This window comes from Streptomyces sp. 3214.6 (assembly GCF_900129855.1).
GTDB lineage: Bacteria > Actinomycetota > Actinomycetes > Streptomycetales > Streptomycetaceae > Streptomyces > Streptomyces soliscabiei.
In genome coordinates this window covers 1,643,333-1,664,333 of sequence record NZ_LT670819.1, presented here as the reverse complement: position 1 = coordinate 1,664,333, position 21,001 = coordinate 1,643,333, and the positions used below count along the sequence as shown (strand labels likewise).

General features: G+C 71.4%; 17 protein-coding genes. 4 read left to right on the top strand and 13 right to left on the bottom strand.

The window, feature by feature from the left end; all coding sequences use genetic code 11:
- Window positions 1-56 precede the first annotated feature (56 nt).
- The gene (locus tag B5557_RS07425; protein ID WP_079658372.1) at window positions 57-1,241 is read left to right on the top strand and encodes a saccharopine dehydrogenase family protein; all 1,185 of its coding nucleotides are present in this window, start codon (window positions 57-59) and stop codon (window positions 1,239-1,241) included.
- Window positions 1,242-1,308: 67 nt separating this feature from the next.
- Here B5557_RS07425 and B5557_RS07420 read toward each other — a convergent pair whose 3' ends face one another.
- The 3 genes from B5557_RS07420 to B5557_RS07410 all read right to left on the bottom strand — a co-directional run bounded on the left by B5557_RS07420 (window position 1,309) and on the right by B5557_RS07410 (window position 4,685).
- Complete coding sequence (locus tag B5557_RS07420) at window positions 1,309-2,538, bottom strand: serine hydrolase domain-containing protein (protein WP_079658371.1); 1,230 nt, start codon at window positions 2,536-2,538, stop codon at window positions 1,309-1,311.
- Between the two features lie 69 nt (window positions 2,539-2,607).
- Window positions 2,608-4,032, bottom strand: a complete 1,425-nt coding sequence (locus B5557_RS07415) for an MFS transporter (RefSeq protein WP_079658370.1) — start codon at window positions 4,030-4,032, stop codon at window positions 2,608-2,610.
- Window positions 4,029-4,685, bottom strand: coding sequence for a TetR/AcrR family transcriptional regulator (locus tag B5557_RS07410; RefSeq protein WP_079658369.1), 657 nt, complete (start codon window positions 4,683-4,685; stop codon window positions 4,029-4,031). The genes B5557_RS07415 and B5557_RS07410 overlap by 4 nt, the downstream gene beginning before the upstream one ends.
- An 83-nt stretch (window positions 4,686-4,768) precedes the next feature.
- Here B5557_RS07410 and B5557_RS07405 point away from each other — a divergent pair, with 83 nt between their 5' ends.
- Window positions 4,769-5,218 (top strand): PPOX class F420-dependent oxidoreductase, encoded by a 450-nt coding sequence (locus B5557_RS07405; protein WP_079658368.1) that lies wholly within the window; start codon window positions 4,769-4,771, stop codon window positions 5,216-5,218.
- A gap of 106 nt (window positions 5,219-5,324) precedes the next feature.
- Here B5557_RS07405 and B5557_RS07400 read toward each other — a convergent pair whose 3' ends face one another.
- Together B5557_RS07400 and B5557_RS07395 are read right to left on the bottom strand one after the other, a co-directional pair.
- Window positions 5,325-6,668, bottom strand: a complete 1,344-nt coding sequence (locus B5557_RS07400; RefSeq protein ID WP_079658367.1) for an MFS transporter — start codon at window positions 6,666-6,668, stop codon at window positions 5,325-5,327.
- A 250-nt stretch (window positions 6,669-6,918) separates the two neighbouring features.
- The gene (locus B5557_RS07395) at window positions 6,919-7,596 is read right to left on the bottom strand and encodes a TetR/AcrR family transcriptional regulator (protein ID WP_079658366.1); all 678 of its coding nucleotides are present in this window, start codon (window positions 7,594-7,596) and stop codon (window positions 6,919-6,921) included.
- Between the two features lie 157 nt (window positions 7,597-7,753).
- On the opposite strand from B5557_RS07395, the gene B5557_RS07390 reads away from it, so the two are divergent.
- Together B5557_RS07390 and B5557_RS07385 are read left to right on the top strand one after the other, a co-directional pair.
- Window positions 7,754-8,638 carry a shikimate dehydrogenase gene (locus B5557_RS07390; protein ID WP_079658365.1) on the top strand — a complete coding sequence of 295 codons (885 nt, stop codon included), beginning with the start codon at window positions 7,754-7,756 and terminating at the stop codon, window positions 8,636-8,638.
- Between the two features lie 20 nt (window positions 8,639-8,658).
- On the top strand, window positions 8,659-10,500 hold the full coding sequence (locus B5557_RS07385) for a bifunctional sugar phosphate isomerase/epimerase/4-hydroxyphenylpyruvate dioxygenase family protein (protein ID WP_079658364.1): 1,842 nt from the start codon (window positions 8,659-8,661) through the stop codon (window positions 10,498-10,500).
- Window positions 10,501-10,504: 4 nt separating this feature from the next.
- On the opposite strand, the gene B5557_RS07380 is transcribed toward B5557_RS07385, so the two are convergent.
- The 8 genes from B5557_RS07380 to tkt are packed head-to-tail and all read right to left on the bottom strand — an operon-like array spanning window position 10,505 to window position 20,856.
- Window positions 10,505-11,947 (bottom strand): membrane-associated oxidoreductase, encoded by a 1,443-nt coding sequence (locus tag B5557_RS07380; RefSeq protein WP_079658363.1) that lies wholly within the window; start codon window positions 11,945-11,947, stop codon window positions 10,505-10,507.
- A 42-nt stretch (window positions 11,948-11,989) separates the two neighbouring features.
- Window positions 11,990-12,577, bottom strand: a complete 588-nt coding sequence (locus B5557_RS07375) for a histidine phosphatase family protein (protein WP_079658362.1) — start codon at window positions 12,575-12,577, stop codon at window positions 11,990-11,992.
- Window positions 12,578-12,584: 7 nt separating this feature from the next.
- On the bottom strand, window positions 12,585-13,463 hold the full coding sequence (gene gnd, locus B5557_RS07370) for a phosphogluconate dehydrogenase (NAD(+)-dependent, decarboxylating) (protein ID WP_079658361.1): 879 nt from the start codon (window positions 13,461-13,463) through the stop codon (window positions 12,585-12,587).
- Window position 13,464: 1 nt separating this feature from the next.
- Window positions 13,465-15,126 (bottom strand): glucose-6-phosphate isomerase, encoded by a 1,662-nt coding sequence (gene pgi / locus B5557_RS07365; protein WP_079658360.1) that lies wholly within the window; start codon window positions 15,124-15,126, stop codon window positions 13,465-13,467.
- The gene (opcA, locus tag B5557_RS07360; protein WP_079658359.1) at window positions 15,119-16,054 is read right to left on the bottom strand and encodes a glucose-6-phosphate dehydrogenase assembly protein OpcA; all 936 of its coding nucleotides are present in this window, start codon (window positions 16,052-16,054) and stop codon (window positions 15,119-15,121) included. The genes pgi and opcA overlap by 8 nt, the downstream gene beginning before the upstream one ends.
- Window positions 16,051-17,595: a glucose-6-phosphate dehydrogenase gene (gene zwf, locus B5557_RS07355; RefSeq protein ID WP_079658358.1), complete on the bottom strand. Its 1,545-nt coding sequence runs from the start codon at window positions 17,593-17,595 to the stop codon at window positions 16,051-16,053. Before zwf ends, opcA begins: the two co-directional genes overlap by 4 nt.
- Complete coding sequence (gene tal / locus B5557_RS07350) at window positions 17,595-18,761, bottom strand: transaldolase (protein WP_079664646.1); 1,167 nt, start codon at window positions 18,759-18,761, stop codon at window positions 17,595-17,597. Before tal ends, zwf begins: the two co-directional genes overlap by 1 nt.
- 19 nt (window positions 18,762-18,780) lie before the next feature.
- Entirely contained in the window at window positions 18,781-20,856 is a 2,076-nt protein-coding gene (gene tkt, locus B5557_RS07345) for a transketolase (protein ID WP_079658357.1), read from the bottom strand.
- Window positions 20,857-21,001 lie beyond the last annotated feature (145 nt).

Below are 21,001 nucleotides of genomic sequence, written 5' to 3'. Positions count from 1 at the left end.
AGGGGAGTTCGGTGTGACCGAAGGGACCTGCGTCGTGACAGTAGGGGAGTTCGGCCGTGTCTGACCTCGTTCCCGCGAACGGCACCGTCCACTGGGTCGGCGCCGGCCTCTCCACCGGCAGTGGCCTGGCCGCCCTGTGCGAGCGCACCGACCGGGTACGCCTGTGGCACCGTACGGCGCGGCGAGCCGCCGAGGCCCTCGACCGGCTCGGCCTGAGCGGACGCGCCGAGCCGCGCGCCTACACGCTCGACGCGCTCACGGCCGAACTGGCACCCGGGGACGTCGTCGTGTCGATGCTCCCCGCCCCCGAGCATGCGGCGCTGCTGTCGGCGTGCGTGGCCCGGCGGGCCCACTTCGCCTGCTCCAGCTATGTCTCGGACACGGTCCTGCAGCAGGTGCCCGCCGCCGAGGCGGCCGGGACCGTCGTGCTCACCGAGGCCGGCCTCGACCCCGGTATCGACCACCTCTTCGCGCACAGCCTCGTGTCCCGCGCCCGGGAGGCGATCGGCGACGACACGTCCGCCTCGTACCGACTCACCTCGTACTGCGGCGGCATCCCCGCCGTCCCCAACGAGTTCAAGTACCGCTTCAGCTGGGCGCCCCTCGGCGTCCTCAACGCCCTGCGCTCGCCCGCGCGTCACGTCGACGACGGCACCGAGACCGTGGTCGACCGGCCCTGGGAGGCGACCCGCGAGCACGTCGTCGGCGGGGCGGGCGGGGAGACCTTCGAGGTCTATCCCAACCGCGACAGCGTCCCCTTCATCGAGCAGTACGAACTGCCGCAGGCCTGGAAGCCACGGACCTTCGTGCGCGGCACCCTGCGTCTGAACGGCTGGCTGCGCGCCTGGGACACGGTGTTCGAGGAGCTGAAGGCCGGCGACGACACCCGGATCGCCGCCCTGGCCCGGGAGTTGGCGGCCGCGCACCCCACCACCGACACCGACCGCGACCGGGTGGTCCTGGCGGTGTCCCTGGAGGTGGACGCCGACAACGGCGCCGAAGTCGGCCACAACGGCAGGTCCTGGTCCGGGAGCTACCTCCTGGACCTGGAGGGCGACGCCCGGGAGAGCGCCATGGCCCGCTGTGTCTCCCTGCCTCTCGCCCTCGGCGTCCGGCACATCCTGGACGGCTCGTTGCCGCCGGGGCTGAGCCGGGCGGCCGAGACGGCGGCGAGGTCCGAGGAGTGGCTGCGGGAACTCGCCGACGAGGGCCTGGAGTTCACGCTGCGGGCCGACAGCTGAGGCGGCCCGCTGGTCTGCGTGGGCTGCCTGGGCTTCGAGGTCTGAGAGGTCTGCGTGGGCCGCCGTCTCAGCCCGTGATCGACTCGTGGACCAGTCGCTTCAGGTCGGGGTACAGCTTCAGGGACCTCCGCGGCCTCAGCTGGGTGAGGAACTGGACGGTCACGTCGTGCGCCGGGTCGACCCAGAACGTCGTCGTGGCGACGCCGCTCCAGCCGTAGGTGCCGAGGCCGGCGGGGGCCTGGGTGCGCTCCGGGTCGACGACCACGGAGACGCCGAGGCCGAAGCCGACGCCGTCGTTACCGGGTTCGTCGTGGGCGGGGCGGCTGCCGAAGGCGCGCAGGTCGGCACCGCCGGGGAGGTGGTTGCGGGTCATCAGGTCGACCGTCTCCGGAGCGAGGAGACGGACTCCGTCCAGTTCGCCGCGGCGGCGCAGCAGCTCCGTGAAGCGGTGGATGTCGTACGCCGTCGCCACCATGCCGCCGCTGCCGGACAGGAACCGCGGCCGGCCGAACAGCGGCAGGCCCGGGATCGGCTCGATACGGCCGTCGTCGGTGTCGCCGTACAGCTCCGCCAGCCGGCCCGCCTGCTCGTCCGTGACCTGGAAACCGGCGTCCGGCATGCCGAGCGGGCGGAAGATCCGCTCGGCGATGAACTCGTCCAGCGGCCGTCCGGAGACGACCTCGATGATCCGGCCCAGGACGTTGGTGGCCACCGAGTAGTTCCACTGCGTGCCCGGTTCGAACTGCAACGGCAGCCGCGCGTACGCCTCCACCGTCCCGGCCAGGTCCGAGCCCGGCAGCACCGCCGACTCCAGGCCGGCCTCGCGGTAGAGCGCGTCGACGGGGTGACAGTGGTAGAAGGCGAAGGTCAGTCCCGCGGTGTGGGTCATGAGGTGCTTCACGAGCAGCGGTTGCTCGACCGGGCGGGTGGTGAGACCCGCGCCGGAGCCGCCCGCGTACACCCGCTGGTCGGCGAAGGCCGGGAGATGCTCGGCGACCGGGTCGTCGAGCCGCAGCCGGCCCTCCTCCATCAGTATCAGTGCGGCGACCGACGTGACCGGCTTGGTCATCGAGTAGATCCGGTAGAGGGTGGCGGGCTCTACGGGCAGCCCGGCGGCGACGTCGCGACGGCCGTGCGCGGTGAGGTGGGCGACCCGGCCGCCACGGGAGACCGCCACGAGGAAGCCCGGCAGGCGCCCTTCGTCGACATAGTGGGCGAGGTGCTGGTCGAGGCGGTCCAGCGCCTTCGCGTCCAGCCCGACCTCGCTCGGGTCGACCTCTTGTCGCAGCAGTGCCATCGTTCTCCTCCGGTGCGCGCTCTCTCAAGGTGCGGGACAGGCCCTACCCTGCCCGGACCACCTCAGACCTCATGGTCGCGTAGGGAACGCGTGTGCGGACCCCTTTTCCGCGCCCTGTCCCGTGTGCGTTGCGTCGCTTCCACCAGCCGGGGGACCGCCGGAAGGGGAATGTGCGCCGGGGCGCGCGCGGCTCGGCAGCGTCCGGCAGAGCGGCAGCGCCGCCGCGGTCGCGGCCGCCAGCACGAGGAGAGGCGCACCCGCCGCGCCGAGAGCCATGAGCACGGTCGCCGACGCCACGCCCAGCACCGGGCCCACGTTCATCGCCGTCTGCTGCAACCCGCCCGCGACCCCGGCCCACTCCGCCGGGGTCTGCCGTACGACGACATGGGTCGCCGCGACCATCACGGCGCCGAACCCGGCGCCCACCAGCGCGAACCCGGCGCAGAAGGCCACGGACCCGGAGGCTCGGGCGAGCACGAGGAGGCCGACGGCGAGGAGGGCCGTCGCCCCCGCGACCGTGGCCCGGGCGCCGGCCCGGCGCAGCAGGACGGCGCAGACGGGCGCGGCGGCCACCAGGAACACCGCCAGCGGCAGGCTGAGCAGCGCGCTGCGCAGCGGCGTCAGCCCCAGATCGTCCTGAAGGACGTAGACGCAGACGAACAGTCCGCCGTTCAGGGCCGCGGACGCGACGACGAGCACGCCGAGCGCCCCGCCCACCGCCGGTGAGCCGACCACGTCCGGCGGCAGCAGAGGCGAGGAGGTGCGGCGTTCGTGCCGTACGAAGGCGGCGCCGACGACGAGGGCGACAAGGGCCGACCAGGTGAGACCGGGCAGGCTGACGAGGGAGTGCACCAGGCAGGCCAGCGCCACAGCCAGCAGCAGGGCGCCGGGGATGTCGAGCGGGACGGGGGCGGGGGAGCGTGGGAGGCCCTGGCCCTGGTCCTGGTCCTGGCCCCGGGAGGTGAGAGCGAGCGCGCCGAACAGCACCGTGGGCGCGATGGTGAGGAGGAACACGGACCGCCAGCCGAACTCCGTGGCCAGCGCCCCGCCCACCACCGGTCCGGCCGCCGCGGCCACGCCGATGCAGGCGGTACGGACCGCGATCGGCGTCCGCAGCCGGTCGGGTGGGTACGCCGTCCGCAGCATCCCCAGCGTGGCCGGTTGCAGCAGGGCCCCGAACACTCCCTGGACGACCCGGAGTCCGATCACCCAGCCGACGCCCGGCGCCAGCACGATGCCCGCCGAGGCGGCGCCGAAGCCGAGCATGCCGACGGCGTAGGCGCGCCGGTGGCCGTAGAGGTCGCTCAGCCGCCCGGCGAACACCAGCAGGCCTGCCACCGCGACGAGATAGCCGGTGCTGGTCCACTGGACCTGGGCGAAGGAGGCGTGCAGGTCGCGGCGCAGAGTGGGCTGGGCGACGGTGAGCACCGTGCCGTCCAGGGCGACCACCATGGCACCGGCCACACTGCTCGCGAGCGCCAAGGAGCGGTTCACCTCGCGGCCCGCGGACCGAGATGCGCGTCCAAAGCCGTGTGCAGGAGCGCGGCGAAGTCGTCGGCGCCCGTGGCGAGTTGGAGGCTTCCCCAGCGCCACAGCTGGGCGATGCCGTGCAGGTTCGCCCACAGTGCGCCCGCGACGGCTCGCGCGTCGGCGTCGGGGCGCGCCCGGCCGATCAGGCCCACCAGCACGCCGAACAACGGCAGACTGGTGTCCCGCAGTCGCAAGTGACCGCTCTCCAGCAGGTCATGACGGAACATCAGCTCGTACATTCCGGGGTTCTCCAGGGCGAACTCCAGGTAGACGCGGGCCAGTTCGGCCACCCGTCCGTGTGGGTCCGCGCTCGCGTCATCGCCGGCGCCGCTCGCCGTCACGCGTACGCCGAGGTCGGTGAAACCCCGGTGGGCGATGGCCGACAGCAGCTCCAGATGGGTGGGGAAGTAGCGGCGCGGCGCCCCGTGCGAGACGCCCGCCCGGCGGGCGATCTCCCGTAGCGTCAGCGCCCCGACGCCCTCCCGGGACACCAGCTCCACGCCGACATCGACGAGGCGGGTGCGCAGGTCCTGATCGGAGGACTGCTGATAGGGCGAGTGCTGGTCGGTCGAGTGCTGGTTGGACGAGTGCTGGTCAGGCGGCTCCGGTCTATGCATGGACAGTGTCTACTGGATGGGCGTAGACATTGTCTACTCTCGGTGGCGGGGAATGTGCGCCGAGGGGTGCGGGTTGTGCGGATATGACTCAGGACACGACGCAGAACGCACTGCTCGCGCTGCTCTCCGAGGGCCGCGGCGGGGTGCTGGTCACCCTCAAGCGAGACGGCCGCCCCCAGCTGTCGAACGTCTCGCACCACTACTACCCGGACGAGGGCGTCATCCGGATCTCCGTCACGGACGGCCGCGCCAAGACCCGCAACCTGCGCCGTGATCCCCGGGCCTCGTACCACGTGAGCGCCCCCGACCATCGTGCCTACACGGTCGCCGAGGGCACCGCCGGCCTCACGCCGGTCGCCGAGGACCCCTACGACGACACCGTCGAGGAACTGATCCGCCTCTATCGTGACGTCATGGGCGAGCACCCCGACTGGGAGGACTACCGCGCCGCCATGGTCCGCGACCGCCGCCTGGTGCTGCGCCTGCGCGTCGAGCGGGCGTACGGCATCCCGAAGGGCGCCAATGCCGGCTAGCGGATCCGCCGCCCCGCACCCGAGCCCCTGGAGCCGCGAAGGCGTCCGGGGGCTCGGGAGGTCAGGGGAGGAGGCCGACGGGGCCCGGGCGGCGTGACCCGCTCAATCAGGCGGTGACGGTTTCCGGCTGTGCCGCCGTGTGCGCGTCCCGCTCGCCCAGCAGTTCCGTCGGGACCTTCGTGGTCTCCCGGGCCGACAGGGCCGCGATCACCGGCGGGACGCACAGCGCCGCCGTGAAGAGGGCCACCGAGGACCAGTCGTCGCCTTCCGGGCCCGCGATCTGCGCGGCGAAGGTGACCGCGAAACCGGCCACGGCGAAGCCGATCTGGGTGCCGATCGCCATGCCGGACAGTCGGACGCGGGTGGAGAACATCTCGCCGTAGAAGGAGGGCCACACCCCGTTGGCGGCGCTGTAGACCACGCCGAACGTGACCATGCCCAGGAGCAGGACCAGCGGGTAGGAGCCGGTGGAGATCGCCCACAGGTAGGCGAACATCATCACCGCGCTGCCGGCCGCGCCGATCAGGAACACCGGCCGGCGGCCGATGCGGTCGGAGAGCGTGGCCCACAGGGGGATGGCCGCCAGCGCGACCAGATTGGCCAGCGCGCCGACCCACAGCATGGAGGACCGGCTCATGCCGACCGTGTCACTGGTCGCGTACGCCAGCGCCCACACGGTGAAGATGGTGCTGACCGAGGCGACCAGCGCACCCGCGATCACCCGCAGGACGTCCGCCCAGTGCTCGCGCAGCAGCACCGCCAGCGGCAGTTTGACGACCTCGCCGGTGGCCTGCTGGGCGGTGAAGGCCGGGGTCTCCGCCAGCTTGCGGCGGATGACGTAGCCGACGACGGCGACCGCGATGCTCAGCCAGAACGGCACCCGCCACCCCCACGACAGCAGCTGGTCCTCGGGCAGTGCGGCGATCGGGAGGAAGACGAGCGTGGCGAGGAGCTGACCGCCCTGGGTGCCGCTGAGGGTGAAACTGGTGAAGAAGCCCCGCCGGTGCGGCGGCGCGTGTTCCAGCGTCATGGAGTTGGCGCTGGCCTGCTCGCCGGCCGCGGAGATGCCCTGCAGGACACGGCACAGCACCAGCAGGACCGGCGCGAGGCCGCCGACCTGGGCGCGGGTGGGCAGACAGCCGATGAGGAACGTCGAGACGCCCATCAGGATGAGCGTGAAGACCATGATCTTCTTACGGCCCACCCGGTCGCCGAAGTGTCCGAGGAAGAGCGCGCCGACGGGCCGGGCCGCGTAGGCGACGCCGAACGTGGCCAGCGACAGCAGGGTCGCGGTGGCCGGGTCCGACTCGTCGAAGAAGACCTTCGGGAAGATCAGGGCGGCCGCGCTGCCGTAGATGAAGAAGTCGTAGTACTCCAGGGCGCTGCCGATCCAGGCGGCCATGGCGGCCTTCTTCGGCTGGCCGGGGGGTGCGGCGGAGGGGACGGACACGGCGTGCTCCTTCGGGGGGACTCCAACGTAAGCGGAGTGAGCGATGGGGAGAAGTGCCGGATCCCAGGGGTGACGGGACGGCCCGGCCGCGCCGGGCGCGCTCCGGCTAATTAACCCACTAGGTAGTTAGTGGCGATGGGTAGGGATGTTGCGCTCACGTTTCCCGGGTGTCAAGAGGTTGCGCGTACGCCGCGGCTCGGCCCGCTCGGCCCGCTCGGTTCCCTCGGCCCGCCCGGTCCGCCCGGTCGGCTCAGTTCGCCGACGGCCCCGTCGTCCGCTCCGCCGTCAGATAGGCGATCACCATGTCGCCGAGCATGGTGCGATAGTGCTCGCGCTGGGCCGGGTCGACCAGGTCGCGGCCGAACAGCGCGCCGAACGTGTGCCGGTTGGCCACCCGGAAGAAGCAGAACGAGCTGATCATCGCGTGCAGGTCGACGGCGTCCACCTCGGCCGTGAACAGGCCGGACTCCTGCCCGGAGGCCAGGATGCGGCGGATCACGTCGAGGGCGGGGGAGCCGATCCGCCCGAGCTTCTCGGAGGCGGCGATGTGCTCGGCCTCGTGGATGTTCTCGATGCTCACCAGCCGGATGAAGTCGGGATGCTCCTCGTGGTGGTCGAAGGTCAGCTCCGCCAGCCGGCGGATGGCCGCGACCGGGTCGAGGTGCTCCACGTCGAGCCGCTGCTCCGCCTCGCGGATCACGCCGTACGCCCGCTCCAGGACGGCCGTGAACAGCTGCTCCTTGCCGCCGAAGTAGTAGTAGATCATCCGCTTCGTGGTGCTGGTCAGGGCGGCGATGTCGTCCACCCGGGCGCCCGCGTAGCCGACCCGGGCGAACTCGCGGGTGGCCACGTCGAGGATCTCGGCCTGGGTGCGGGCGGCGTCACGGCTGCGCCCGGCGGGTCGTACCGGTTCGTCGACGCTGGTCATCGGGTTCCTTCGGGCGGTGGGGCGCTGCATGGTCGCGTGACGGGATTCTAGAAGCCCGGCCCGGTCCCGCGGCGAGAGAGGGCTTCCCCCGCGGCCCGACTTGGTGCTATGACTAACTCACTAGTTCGTACATTAGTCAGCGCATAGGAGGTCTGCCGTGGCCGTCGTCTCCCAGGACTCGTATCTCGTCGGGCTGATCGGTTCCGGTATCGGCCCGTCGCTCAGCCCGGCGCTGCACGAACGGGAGGCCGACCGGCAGGGGCTGCGGTACCTGTACCGCCTCCTCGACCTCGACGCCCTCGAGGTCGGCCCCGAGGCGGTGGGCGACCTGGTGCGGGCCGCGCGCGACCTCGGCTTCGACGGCCTCAACATCACGCATCCGTGCAAGCAGCTGGTCATCCCGCACCTGGATGCGCTCTCCGCGCAGGCCGAGGCGCTCGGCGCGGTCAACACGGTCGTCTTCGAGGACGGCCGGGCCGTCGGCCACAACACCGACGTAACCGGTTTCGCCGCCTCTTTCGCACGGGGGCTGCCGGACGTCCCGCTGGAGCGGGTCGTGCAGCTGGGTGCGGGCGGCGCCGGCGCGGCCGTCGCGCACGCCGCACTCACCCTCGGCGCCGGACAGGTCACCGTCGTGGACGCGCTGCCCGACCGGGCCGCGGACCTCGCCGGCTCGCTGAACCGCCACTTCGGTCCCGGCCGGGCCGCGTACGCCACCCCGGACCGGCTGGCCGACCTGCTCGCGCGTGCCGACGGCATCGTGCACGCCACCCCCACCGGCATGGCCGCCCACCCCGGCCTGCCCTTCCCCGCGGAGCTGCTGCGCCCCCGCCTGTGGGTCGCCGAGGTCGTCTACCGCCCCCTGGAGACCGAGCTGCTGCGCACCGCCCGAGCCCTGGGCTGCGCCACGCTCGACGGCGGCGGCATGGCCGTCTTCCAGGCCGCGGACGCGTTCCGTCTGTTCACCGGCCGTGAGCCCGACAGCGCCCGCATGCTCGCCGACATCGCCGAGCTGGCCGGCGCCGTCGCCGCCCCGAAGTAATCCGAAGCAGAGGTGCCCAGGTGCGTACGTCCATAGCAACCGTTTCCCTCAGCGGATCCCTCACCGAGAAGCTCACGGCCGCCGCCGGGGCCGGATTCGACGGCGTGGAGATCTTCGAGAACGACCTGCTCGCCAGCCCCCTCACCCCGCAGGAGATCCGCGCCCGCTGCGCCGACCTCGGCCTGACCGTCGACCTCTACCAGCCGATGCGGGACATCGAGGCCGTCCCCGCCGAGGAGTTCGCCCGCAACCTGCGCCGCGCCCGGCACAAGTTCGAGCTGATGGGCCGGCTCGGCGCGGACACCGTCCTGGTCTGCTCCAGCGTCTCCCCGCAGGCCACGGACGACGACGCCCTCGCCGCCGAGCAGTTGAGCCGACTGGCCGACCTGGCCCAGGACTTCGGCATCCGCGTCGCCTACGAGGCGCTCGCCTGGGGACGGCACGTCAGCACGTACGACCACGCCTGGCACATCGTCGAGACGGCCGGTCACCCGGCGCTCGGCACCTGCCTGGACAGCTTCCACATCCTCTCCCGGGGCAGCGATCCGAAAGCCATCGAGGACATCCCCGGCGAGAAGATCTTCTTCCTCCAACTGGCCGACGCCCCGTTGCTCGGCATGGACGTCCTGCAGTGGAGCCGGCACCACCGCTGTTTCCCCGGCCAGGGCGGATTCGATGTCGCCGGGCTGGTGAGACACGTCCTGCGCACCGGTTACGAGGGACCGCTCTCCCTCGAGGTCTTCAACGACGTCTTCCGGCAGGCCGAGGCCGGCCCCACCGCTGTCGACGCCCGCCGCTCCCTGCTCCTCCTGCAGGAGGAACTCGGTCTCACCGACCTGCCCTCCCCGGCCGCCCCCACCGGCGTCGCCTTCGCCGAACTCGTCACCCACGACGCCGAACCCCTCACCGCCCTGCTCGGCGGGCTCGGCTTCGCCCGCACCGCCCGCCACCGCGGCAAACCGGTCGAGCTGTGGGAGCAGGGCGAGGCCCGCATCCTGGTCAACACCGGCCCGGCCGCCCTCCTCCACCCTCGGCTTCGCCCGAGCGGGGGGACCTCCACCGACGGCACCGCCCTCGCCGCGATCGGCCTGGAGTCACCGGACCCGGCCGCCACCGCGCGCCGCGCCGAGGCCCTGCTCGCCCCCGTGCTGCCCCGCCGCCGCGCCGCCGAGGACGCCCCGCTCGATGCCGTCGCCGCCCCCGACGGCACCGAGCTCTTCCTGTGCGCGACGAACCGGCCCGAACTGCCCGACTGGCGCGCCGACTTCGAAGATCTGCCGCGCAGCCCCGTCCCCGCACCCGCCCCGGCGTCCGCGGCCCGGGCGGACGTCCGCATCGACCACATCGCGCTCACCCAGCCCTGGCACCACTTCGACGAGGCGGTCCTCTTCCACCGCGGTGTCCTCGGCCTCGACGCCCGGGAGAGCGTCGACGTCGCCGACCCCTACGGGCTGCTGCGCAGCCGCGCGGTCACCAACGCCGACGGCAGCGTCCGCTTTCCGCTCATCGTCGGCGCCGCCCCCGGCGACGGCACCGCGCAGGCCCGGCACATCGCGCTGGCCACCGACGACGTGCTCGCCGCGGCCCGCCGCGTCACCGCGGCCGGCGGCCGCCTGCTGCGCATCCCGGCGAACTACTACGACGATCTCGCGGCCCGCTTCGCGTTCGCCGACGGCGAGCTGGAGACCTACCGCGACCTCGGCATCCTCTACGACCGGGACGAGCACGGCGTCTTCAGGCACTGCTACACGCACACCGTCGGCCGCGTCTTCTTCGAACTCGTCCAGCGCGACGGCGGCTACCAGGGGTACGGCGCCGCGGGCGCGCCGGTGCGGCTGGCCGCGCAACACGCCGTGCGCTGACCTCCTACTGCCGGCTGACGGTCCTCGTCACACCGGCGACGACCGTGGTGGCGAGGATCCAGCCGGTGACGATGAGGACGTAGGACAGCGTCTGGTACCAGCCGGTCGGCGCGAACGCGTCCTCCTGCCCGAAGGAGATCACCGGAAGCAGCAGGTCGAGGGTGTAGAAGACCGGGTTGAAGTGGGGTGCCTCGCCGGCCTTGAGCGCGGGCGGGTGGTGTCCCGCGTAGACGATCGAGCCGACGGCGAGCAGCGACAGCAGCCAGACGGCCGCGCGCAGCGGGCGGAAGCCGTAACCGACGGCTCCGTCCTGGAGGTGGCCCCACAGGCGGCCGTACCACGAGAGCGTGGAGCGGTGACGGCGCTGCTTGGCCAGTTGCACGACCCGCGCCGCCCGGTCGTCGCCGATGCGGCGGTAGGCGGCCGTCAGCTGTTCGTAGGCGTGCGGGTCGAACGTGCCGTCGTCGCGTTCCAGCATCGGCAGGCGCCGCTCGGCGGGCTCGTGCGGGGTGAGGAAGGTATACGTGAGGTCCAGCAGCCGCACCTGGTCGGGCAGCATCTCGGGCTCCAACTGGAGCTGGCCTATCTCGGCGCGCCGCAGATTGAGCCTGCCCTCCACGGGGGTGCCCTCGCGCAGCCAGAGCTCGCCTATGACGCAGCTGCTGGCCCGCAGGGCGGTGCCGCCCGGGTTGGTCAGCGAGGTGTGCAGCAGGTCCACCCGGCCGGGGATGCGGGCGCCGCGCAGATCGATCCTGCCCTGTGCGCGCATCCGCCGGCCCAGCAGGTTGGCGCCCACGTCGAGGGCCTCCGCCTGGAGGACGAAGGCGCCGGGGTTGGTCAGCTGGGCGTCCTCCAGGTCGATCGAGCCGGCCACGGTGGCGCCGTCGAGCCGGATGGTCCCGTGGGAGCGCAGACCACGGGCGCACAGGTCGTCGTCGAGGGTGAGCTGGTTGAGCGCGAGCGCGGGTTGCGCGGGATCCGTGGAGGTGATGTCGGCCTGGTCCACGAAGAGGGCTCCGGCGATCTGCGCCCCGCCGAGCCGCACCGGGCCCTCGATCCGGCAGCGCGTCAGTCGCAGGCTGCCCTCGATCCGGCTGCGCGCCGCCGCCAGACCGGGCAGCACGCAGTCGCGCAGATTGAGGTAGTTGAGGTGGGCGCCGGCGAGGCGGGGCACGGCGTCGAAGCGGCAGTGATTGACGCGGACGACACTGTCGATGGTCGCGTACCGCAGATCCAACTCACCGGTGATCCATGCCCCCATGAGCTTGAGGGCCGCCACCTCACCGGGTTCCCGTGGCCCGTTGAGGAGCAGCGCCCGCAACACGGCGGCTCGGACCGTCCGTTCGGGGCCGTCCTCCTCGCCGTCCCCGCGCAGGTCCACGGTCGCCCCCGTGGCGAAGGCCCGCCACAGTCGCTGTTCGGCCGGTGTCAGATCGTTGATCTCCATCAGCCGCGACTCTGGCGGGCCTTCTGAAGCGGTGTCAACCGACTATGCGCGGACGTTCCATTCGGCGATCACGGGCCGCTCGTGCTCCGTGGAGAGCCGGCTGACCGTGCCCGTGGCCAGCTGGAACAACCGGCCCTCGGCGGGCGGCAGTCCGAGCCGACGGGCCGTCAGCACCCGGAGGAAATGAGCGTGGGCGACGAGGACGACGTCGCCCTGCGTGAGCGCCGTGTCCACCCGGGCCAGCACCCGGTCGGCACGTCGCCCGATCTCCTCGGGCGACTCCCCGGGGTGGCCTTGCGGACCGGGCGGCACGCCGTCCGTCCACAGGTCCCAGGTGGGGCGGGTGCGGTGGATGTCGACGGTGGTGACGCCCTCGTAGGCGCCGTAGTCCCACTCGTGCAGGTCGGCTTCGGGCCCGGCTCCGGCGATGCCGGCGAGTTCGGCGGTGCGTATCGCCCGGTGCAGGGGGCTGGTCAGGGCGAGCGAGAAGGTCCGGCCGGACAGGAGCGGGGCGAGGGACTTGGCCTGTTCCTCGCCGTGCGCGGTGAGGGGCAGGTCGGTCCAGCTGGTGTGCTGTCCCGACACGCTCCACTCCGTCTCCCCGTGGCGGACCAGCAGAAGATCCCCCACGGCGGGCCTACTTCGCCGACTCGACGGCGTGGCCGCCGAACTGGTTGCGCAGCGCCGCGATCATCTTCATCTGCGGCGAGTCCTCCTGGCGGGACGCGAACCGTGCGAAGAGGGACGCCGTGATGGCGGGCAGCGGTACGGCGTTGTCGATGGCGGCCTCGACCGTCCACCGCCCCTCGCCGGAGTCCTCCGCGTAGCCGCGCAGCTTGTCCAGGTGCACGTCCTCGTCGAGGGCGTTGACGGCCAGGTCGAGCAGCCAGGAACGGATGACCGTGCCCTCCTGCCAGGACCGGAAGACCTCGCGCACGTTCTCCACGGAGTCCACCTTCTCCAGCAGCTCCCAGCCCTCGGCGTAGGCCTGCATCATGGCGTACTCGATGCCGTTGTGGACCATCTTCGAGAAGTGCCCGGCGCCGACCCTGCCCGCGTGGACATAGCCGTACGGGCCCTCGGGCTTGAGCGCGTCGAAGATCGGCTGGAGCCGGTCGACGTGCTCCTTCTCGCCGCCGACCATCAGGGCGTAGCCGTTCTGCAGGCCCCAGACGCCGCCGGAGACACCGGCGTCGACGAAGCCGATGCCCTTGGCTCCGAGCTCCTCGGCGTGCTTCTCGTCGTCCGTCCAGCGGGAGTTGCCGCCGTCGACGACGGTGTCGCCGCTCTGGAGCAGGTCGGCGAGTTCGTCGATGACGGACTGGGTGGGCGCGCCGGCCGGGACCATCACCCAGACGGTGCGGGGGGCTTCGAGCTTGTCGACGAGTTCGGCGAGGTCCTTGACGTCGGAGACCTCGGGGTTGCGGTCGTAGCCGACGACGGTGTGGCCGGCGCGGCGGATCCGCTCGCGCATGTTGCCGCCCATCTTGCCGAGACCGATCAGACCGAGCTGCATATCAGTTCACTACTTCTTTCAGTTCGCGGTAGGCGGCGACGAGAGCGGCGGTGGAGGGATCGAGGCCGGGGACCTCGGCGCCCTGGGTGAGGGCGGGTTCGACGCGCTTGGCGAGGACCTTGCCCAGCTCCACGCCCCACTGGTCGAAGGAGTCGATGTTCCACACCGCGCCCTGCACGAACACCTTGTGTTCGTAGAGGGCGATGAGCTGACCGAGGACCGACGGGGTCAGCTCGGAGCTGAGGATCGTGGTCGTGGGGTGGTTGCCCTGGAAGGTGCGGTGCGCGACCTGTTCCTCCGCGACGCCCTCCGCCCGGACCTCCTCGGCGGTCTTGCCGAAGGCGAGCGCCTGCCCCTGCGCGAACAGGTTGGCCATCAACAGGTCGTGCTGCGCCTTGAGTTCGTCGCTCAGCTGGTCGACGGGACGGGCGAAGCCCAGGAGGTCGGCCGGGATGAGCTTCGTCCCCTGGTGGATCAACTGGTAGTAGGCGTGCTGCCCGTTGGTGCCCGGGGTGCCCCACACCACCGGCCCGGTCTGCCACCGCACCGGCCGGCCCTCGCGGTCCACCGACTTGCCGTTGGACTCCATGTCGAGCTGCTGGAGATAGGCGGTGAACTTCGACAGGTAGTGGCTGTAGGGCAGTACGGCATGCGACTGCGCGTCGAAGAAGTTGCCGTACCAGATGCCCAACAGGCCAAGGATCAACGGGGCGTTGGACTCGGCGGGGGCGGTGCGGAAGTGGTCGTCGACGATCCTGAACCCGTCGAGCAGCTCCCGGAACCGCTCCGGGCCGATGGCGATCATCAGCGACAGGCCGATCGCCGAGTCGAAGGAGTAGCGGCCGCCGACCCAGTCCCAGAACTCGAACATGTTGGCCGTGTCGATGCCGAAGTCGGCGACCTTCTCGGCGTTGGTCGACAGCGCGACGAAATGCTTGGCGACCGCCTTCTCGTCGCGGAGTCCGTCCGGCCCCTCCAGCAGCCAGGTCCGGGCCGAGGTGGCGTTGGTGATCGTCTCGATCGTGGTGAACGTCTTGGAGGCGACGATGAACAGCGTCTCGGCGGGGTCCAGGTCGAGGAGCGCCTCGTGCAGGTCGGCGCCGTCGACGTTCGACACGAAGCGGAACGTCAACTCCCGTGCCGTGTACGCCCGCAGGGCCTCGTACGCCATGGCGGGACCCAGGTCGGAGCCGCCGATGCCGATGTTGACGACATTGCGGATCGGGCGGCCGGTGTGTCCGGTCCACTCGCCGGAGCGGACGCGCTCGGCGAAGCCGCTCATCCTGTCCAGCACGGCGTGCACCTGGGGGACGACGTTCTCGCCGTCGACCTCGACGACGGCGCCGGAGGGGGCGCGCAGCGCGGTGTGCAGGACCGCGCGGTCCTCGGTGAGGTTGATCCGCTCGCCGCGGAACATGGCGTCGCGCAGCCCGAACACGTCGGTGGCGGCGGCGAGTTCATGCAGCAGGGCGAGCGTCTCGTCGGTGACCAGGTTCTTGGAGTAGTCGATGCGCAGGTCGCCGACGCGGACCACGTAGCGCTGCGCGCGCCCCGGGTCCGCCGCGAACAGCTCCCGCAGGTGCGCCTGCCAGCGGGCGCGGTGGTCCTCCAGGGCGGCCCACTCGGGCCGCCGGTCGAGCCGGGAGGAGGGGGTGTCAGACATGGGAAGGGGTCTCCTTGGCGGCCTCGCCCCGCAGGGCGACGGCGTACATCTCGTCCGCGTCGAGGCGTCGAAGTTCCTCGGCGATGAGTTCGGAGGTGGCGCGGACCTTCAGGGCGAGGGTGCGCGAGGGCTGGCCGGGCAGGGTGAGCGTGGCCAGGGGGCCCTCGGGGCGGTCGATGACGATGTCGCCGTCCGCGGTGCCCAGGCGCACGGCGGTGACGACCGGTCCGGCGGTGACGACGCGGTCGATCGTGACGTTCAGCCGCGCCTCCAGCCAGCGGGCCAGCAGCTCCGCGGCGGGGTTGTCCGCCTCGGCCTCCACGGCCCCCGAGACGATCGGCACGCGTGCCTGGTCCAGGGCCGCCGCCAGCATCGAGCGCCACGGCGTGAGCCGGGTCCAGGCGAGGTCGGTGTCGCCGGGGGCGTAGGAGCGCGTCCGGGCCTCCAGTGCGGACAGGGGGTTCTCGACGGCGTAGAGGTCGGTGATCCGGCGCTGCGCGAGCGCGCCCAGCGGGTCCTTGGCGGGGTTCTCCGGCGCGTCCACCGGCCACCACACGACGACCGGCGCGTCCGGCAGCAGCAGGGGCAGGACGACGGAGTCGGCGTGCTCGGACACCTCGCCGTACGTCCGCAGGACCACCGTCTCGCCGGTGCCGGCGTCGGCGCCCACCCGGACCTCGGCGTCCAGCCGGGAGGCCGTACGGTCGCGCGGGGTGCGGGCGTGCCGCTTGATGACGACCAGGGTGCGCGCCGGGTGCTCGTGCGACGCCTCCTCGGCCGCCTTGATCGAGTCGTAGGCGTTCTCCTCGTCCGTGACGATCACCATCGTCAGGACCATGCCCACGGCCGGTGTGCCGATGGCGCGGCGACCCTGCACCAGCGCCTTGTTGATCTTGCTTGCCGTGGTGTCGGTCAGGTCGATCTTCATGGCCTGCGCCAGCTCCGTCCGTCTCGTGCGAGCATCTCGTCGGCTTCCTCGGGTCCCCAGCTGCCCGAGGCGTACTGCGCGGGCCTGCCGTGCCGTGCCCAGTACTCCTCGATCGGGTCGAGGATCTTCCAGGACTCTTCCACTTCCTGGTGGCGCGGGAACAGGTTGGCGTCGCCGAGCAGCACGTCCAGGATGAGACGCTCGTACGCCTCGGGGCTGGACTCCGTGAAGGACTCGCCGTAGGCGAAGTCCATCGTGACGTCCCGGATCTCCATCGAGGTGCCCGGCACCTTGGAGCCGAACCGCACCGTGATGCCCTCGTCGGGCTGGACGCGGATGACGATGGCGTTCTGCCCGAGCTCCTCGGTGGCCGTGGAGTCGAAGGGGGAGTGCGGGGCCCGCTGGAAGACCACCGCGATCTCGGTCACCCGGCGGCCGAGCCGCTTGCCGGTGCGCAGGTAGAACGGCACGCCCGCCCAGCGGCGGTTGTCGACGTTCAGCTTGACCGCGGCGAACGTGTCCGTGGTGGAGGCCGGGTCGATGCCGTCCTCCTCCAGGTAGCCCCGTACCTTCGCGCCGCCCTGCCAGGCGCCCGCGTACTGCGCCCGCACGGTGTGCCGGCCGAGGTCCTCGGGCAGCTTCACCGCCTTCAGCACCTTCAGCTTCTCGGTGAGCAGCGAGGCCGCGTCGAAGGAGGCGGGCTCCTCCATCGCGGTGAGCGCCATCAGCTGCAGGAGGTGGTTCTGGATGACGTCCCGGGCCGAGCCGATGCCGTCGTAGTAGCCGGCCCGGCCGCCGATGCCGATGTCCTCGGCCATCGTGATCTGGATGTGGTCGACGTACGACCGGTTCCAGATCGGCTCGAACATCGTGTTCGCGAACCGCAGCGCCAGGATGTTCTGGACGGTCTCCTTGCCCAGGTAGTGGTCGATGCGGAAGACCTGGTCGGGTTCGAACACGTCGTGGACGACCGCGTTGAGCTCCTGGGCGCTGGCCAGGTTGTGCCCGAACGGCTTTTCGATGACGGCCCGTCGCCAGGCCCCTTCCGGCGCCTTCGCCAGCCCGTGCTTCTTCAGCTGCTCGACGACCTTGGGGAAGAACTTCGGCGGCACGGAAAGGTAGAAGGCGAAGTTGCCGCCCGTGCCTCGGGAGGTGTCCAGCTCGTCCACGGCCGTCTTGAGCTGCTTGAACGCCGTGTCGTCGTCGAAGTCGCCGGGGATGAACCGCATGCCCTCGGCGAGCTGCTGCCAGACCTCCTCGCGGAACGGGGTCCGCGCGTGCTCACGCACCGCGTCATGGACGACCTGCGCGAAGTCCTGGTCCTCCCAGTCGCGGCGGGCGAAGCCGACGAGGGAGAAGCCCGGCGGAAGCAGACCGCGGTTGGCGAGGTCGTACACCGCGGGCATCAGCTTCTTGCGGGACAGGTCGCCGGTCACGCCGAAGATGACGAGGCCGGACGGGCCCGCGACGTTGGGGAGGCGTCGGTCGCGGAGATCCCTCAGTGGGTTCTCCCAGTCCGCGCCGAGCGTACCGGTACTCATTACGCGTCAACTCCCTTGCTCATCAGCGACTTCGTGACCGCGTCCAGAAGGTCCTGCCACGCCGTCGCGAACTTGGCGACGCCCTCGTCCTCCAACCGGGTGACGACCTCGTCGTAGGAGATGCCGAGCGCCTCGATGGCGGCGAGGTCGGCACGGGCCTGCGGATAGCCGCCGGTCACCGTGTCGCCGGTGATGTCGCCGTGGTCGGCGGTGGCGTTCAGCGTGGCCTCGGGCATGGTGTTGACCGTGCCCGGTGCGACGAGATCGTCCACATACAGCGTGTCCTTGTACGCGGGATCCTTCACCCCGGTGGACGCCCACAGCGGACGCTGCTTGTTCGCCCTGGCCCCGGCGAGCGCGGTCCAGCGTTCCCCGGCGCGTGTCGAATTGTCGGCAGAGCCGAACCCATCCTCGTAGGCCTCGTAGGCGAGGCGCGCGTTGGCGAGCGCGGCCCGGCCCTTCAGCGCGAGGGCCTCCTCGGTGCCGAGGACGGTGAGCCGTTTGTCGATCTCGGAGTCGACACGGGAGACGAAGAAGGAGGCGACGGAGTGGATGGCGGCCAGGTCCAGGCCCCTGGCCTGCGCCTTCTCCAGGCCCGCCAGATAGGCGTCCATGACCTCGCGGTAGCGCTCCAGCGAGAAGATCAGCGTGACGTTGACGCTGATGCCGAGGCCGATGACCTCGGTGATCGCCGGCAGGCCAGCCTTCGTCGCCGGAATCTTGATCATGACGTTGGGGCGGTCGACCAGCCAGGCCAGCTGCTTGGCCTCGGCGACGGTGGCCGCCGTGTCATGGGCCAGACGGGGGTCGACCTCGATGGAGACCCAGCCGTCGACACCATGCGATGCGCTGTACACGGAACGCAGGATGTCGGCTGCGGCCCGCACATCGGCCGTCGTCATCATCCGCACGGCCTCGTCGACCGTGACGCCCCGCACCGCCAGGTCGGCGAGCTGCTCCTCGTAGCCCTCGCCGGAGCCGATGGCGGCCTGGAAGATGGACGGGTTGGTGGTGACGCCGACGACGTTCTTCGTCTCGACGAGTTCGGCGAGGTTGCCGGAGGCGATCCGGCGCCGCGACAGGTCGTCCAACCAGATGGACACGCCCTCGTCGGACAGGCGCTTGAGCGCTCCCGCGGTCGCGGTTGCTTCGGTCACTGTGATCATCTTCTTTCTGGCGTTCGGATCAACCACGCGCGGCGGCGAGCGATTCCCGGGCTGCCGCGGCGACGTTCTCGGCGGTGAAGCCGTACTCGGCGAACAGGGTCCCCGCGTCGGCGGAGGCGCCGAAGTGCTCCAGCGAGACGATGCGTCCCGCGTCGCCCACGAACCGGTGCCAGGTGAGACCGATACCGGCCTCGACCGCGACCCGGGCCTTCACCGACGGCAAAAGCACCCGGTCGCGGTACTCACGCGGCTGCTCCTCGAACCACTCCACGGACGGCATCGACACCACGCGGACGCCGATCCCCTCCGCCTGGAGCGCCTCGCGCGCGGCGACGGCGAGCTGCACCTCGGAGCCGGTGGCGATGAGGATGACGTCCGGTACCTCGGAAGAGGAGTCCTGGAGCACGTAACCGCCCTTCGCCGCATCGGAGTTGGGCGCGTACGTCGGGACGCCCTGGCGGGTGAGGGCCAGGCCGTGCGGGGCCGGGTGGGTGGCGTGCCGCTTGAGGATCTCGGCCCAGGCGATCGCCGTCTCGTTGGCGTCGGCGGGGCGGACGACGTTCAGGCCCGGGATGGCGCGCAGCGAGGCGAGGTGCTCGACCGGCTGGTGGGTGGGGCCGTCCTCGCCGAGGCCGACGGAGTCGTGCGTCCACACGTACGTCACCGGCAGTTGCATCAGCGCCGCCATCCGCACGGCGTTGCGCATGTAGTCGGAGAACACCAGGAACGTGCCGCCGTAGATGCGGGTGTTGCCGTGCAGCGCGATGCCGTTCATCTCCGCGGCCATCGAGAACTCGCGGATCCCGAAGTGGACGGTACGGCCGTACGGGTCGGCCTCGGGCAGCGGGTTGCCCCTGGGCAGGAAGGAGGACGTCTTGTCGATGGTGGTGTTGTTGGAGCCGGCGAGGTCGGCGGAGCCGCCCCACAGCTCGGGGAGGACCGCGCCGAGCGACTGGAGCACCTTGCCGGACGCGGCCCGGGTGGCGACGGACCTGCCGGGCTCGAACACCGGCAGCGCGTCCTCCCAGCCCTCGGGGAGCTGACCTGCGACGACCCGGTCGAACAGCTGGGCGCGCTCCGGGTTGGCGGCCCGCCACTCGGCCAGCCGCTTGTCCCAGGCCGCGTGGGCCTCGGCGCCGCGGTCCAGGGCGGCGCGGGTGTGGGCGAGGACCTCGTCGGTCACCTCGAAGGACTGCTCGGGGTCGAAGCCGAGGACGTGCTTGGTGGCGGCGACCTCGTCCGCGCCGAGGGCGGAGCCGTGGGAGGCCTCGGTGTTCCGGGCGTTCGGGGCGGGCCAGGCGATGATCGTGCGCAGCGAGATGATCGAGGGGCGCTCCGTCTCGGCCTGGGCGGTCTTCAGCGCCGCGTACAGGGCGAAGACGTCGATGTCACCGTTTTCCGCGGGCTCCACACGCTGGGTGTGCCAGCCGTAGGCCTCGTACCGCCCCAGCACGTCCTCGGAGAACGCCGTCGCGGTGTCGCCCTCGATGGAGATGTGGTTGTCGTCGTAGACGAAGACCAGGTTGCCGAGCTTCTGGTGGCCGGCCAGCGAGGACGCCTCGGCGGAGACGCCCTCCTCCAGGTCGCCGTCGGAGACGATCGCCCAGATCGTGTGGTCGAACGGCGAGGCGCCCTCGGGGGCGTCCGGGTCGAACAGACCGCGCTCGTAGCGGGCGGCCATCGCCATGCCGACGGCGTTGGCGACACCCTGGCCCAGCGGTCCGGTGGTGGTCTCGACGCCCGCGGTGTGCCCGTACTCGGGGTGACCCGGCGTCTTCGAGCCGTGCGTACGGAAGCTCCTGAGGTCGTCCAGCTCCAGTTCGTAGCCGGACAGGAAGAGCTGGGTGTAGAGCGTCAGCGAGGTGTGTCCGGGGGACAGGACGAAGCGGTCGCGGCCGGTCCACTCGGGGTCCGCCGGATCGTGCCGCATCACCTTCTGAAAGATCGTGTACGCGACCGGGGCGAGGCTCATGGCCGTTCCGGGGTGCCCGTTGCCCACCCGCTGCACGGCGTCGGCCGCGAGAACACGTGCGGTGTCGACGGCACGCCGGTCGATGTCGGTCCACTCAAAGCTGTTCGGTGTCTGCGTGCTCATCTTCAAGAAGTCCTCGATAGGAGGGGGTCATCTGCTCTGATGCGTTCAAACTTAAAAGTCAGACTTTTACGGGGGAAGGTCGCCGTGTGTCAGCCTGTGGTGAAAGTGGGACACGGACGGCGTGGCCGGGGCGGCGCGAGAAGGA

What these genes read in the sequence shown, in the direction of transcription:
- B5557_RS07420 (WP_079658371.1), bottom strand. Translation starts at nt 2,538, where the DNA reads ATGGCACTGCTGCGACAAGAGGTCGACCCGAGCGAGGTCGGGCTGGAC.
- B5557_RS07410 (WP_079658369.1), bottom strand. Translation starts at nt 4,685, where the DNA reads ATGCATAGACCGGAGCCGCCTGACCAGCACTCGTCCAACCAGCACTCG.
- B5557_RS07405 (WP_079658368.1), top strand. Translation starts at nt 4,769, where the DNA reads ATGACTCAGGACACGACGCAGAACGCACTGCTCGCGCTGCTCTCCGAG.
- B5557_RS07395 (WP_079658366.1), bottom strand. Translation starts at nt 7,596, where the DNA reads ATGACCAGCGTCGACGAACCGGTACGACCCGCCGGGCGCAGCCGTGAC.
- B5557_RS07380 (WP_079658363.1), bottom strand. Translation starts at nt 11,947, where the DNA reads ATGGAGATCAACGATCTGACACCGGCCGAACAGCGACTGTGGCGGGCC.
- gnd (WP_079658361.1), bottom strand. Translation starts at nt 13,463, where the DNA reads ATGCAGCTCGGTCTGATCGGTCTCGGCAAGATGGGCGGCAACATGCGC.
- pgi (WP_079658360.1), bottom strand. Translation starts at nt 15,126, where the DNA reads ATGTCTGACACCCCCTCCTCCCGGCTCGACCGGCGGCCCGAGTGGGCC.
- opcA (WP_079658359.1), bottom strand. Translation starts at nt 16,054, where the DNA reads ATGAAGATCGACCTGACCGACACCACGGCAAGCAAGATCAACAAGGCG.
- zwf (WP_079658358.1), bottom strand. Translation starts at nt 17,595, where the DNA reads ATGAGTACCGGTACGCTCGGCGCGGACTGGGAGAACCCACTGAGGGAT.
- tal (WP_079664646.1), bottom strand. Translation starts at nt 18,761, where the DNA reads ATGATCACAGTGACCGAAGCAACCGCGACCGCGGGAGCGCTCAAGCGC.
- tkt (WP_079658357.1), bottom strand. Translation starts at nt 20,856, where the DNA reads ATGAGCACGCAGACACCGAACAGCTTTGAGTGGACCGACATCGACCGG.